The sequence below is a fragment of the Burkholderia territorii genome, assembly GCF_902833055.1.
In the GTDB taxonomy this organism is placed as follows: domain Bacteria; phylum Pseudomonadota; class Gammaproteobacteria; order Burkholderiales; family Burkholderiaceae; genus Burkholderia; species Burkholderia territorii.
In genome coordinates, this window is the sequence record NZ_CADFEJ010000066.1 from 1 (window position 1) to 680 (window position 680).

General features: G+C 61.8%; 1 protein-coding gene. It reads right to left on the minus strand.

Annotated features, from left to right (window positions below):
- Positions 1-521: 521 nt before the first annotated feature.
- Positions 522-680: hypothetical protein (locus HW466_RS31005; RefSeq protein ID WP_176316135.1), on the minus strand; the 159-nt coding region annotated here is incomplete at its 5' end.

The window sequence follows — 680 nt, forward strand, 5'->3', positions numbered from 1 at the left end:
AGTTTGACGCCTAGGGTGGTGCTTGCCATGAATCCTTGTGCGCCGGTACTTGGCCGGCGGTCGCGTGGATAAGACTCGCGGAATCCTATGCCACACAATAAAAAGGTGCAACCGAATCGCGAGTTCGGTTGCACCTTTGCAAAATACTTTGTAATCAATGCATTAGAGCATCGCAACCGGTCCACGCCAAGCACCAGGGTGATCGGTATTTTCCCTTAGGACGGGTGAGCGCCTGGCGCGTTTTTTTCGGCGCACCGGAATGGGGAATTGGCGTTTCGGGGAGTACCGCGCACGGCGGCGAGGCGAGTGCTCGCTACGCGGTGATCGATCTCGCGCCTTGCCTGTCGTGGGTTCCTGTTTGATTCCGGTGTATCGCGAAGCAGGCGAAATGTGGGCCCATGGCAGCATCGAAGGCACCCGGCGCGACCCGGAAACGTCCGAAAAGCCCGCTGGTTGCACCACTTCGATGCATGCGCTCCCGTCGCGCAAACCGGCTCGGGAAGGCCTTGGCGGCGCGCCGCTCAGATGTCGAGCGGGTCCACCTCGACGCTCCAGCGCAACACGCCCTTCAGTTCGCGCAGCCGCGGTTGCCACGCCGCCAGCACGTGTTGCAACACCGCGCGCGAGGCGCTTTCCACCAGCAGTTGCGCGCGGTGCACATGGAGCACCTTCACGATCGT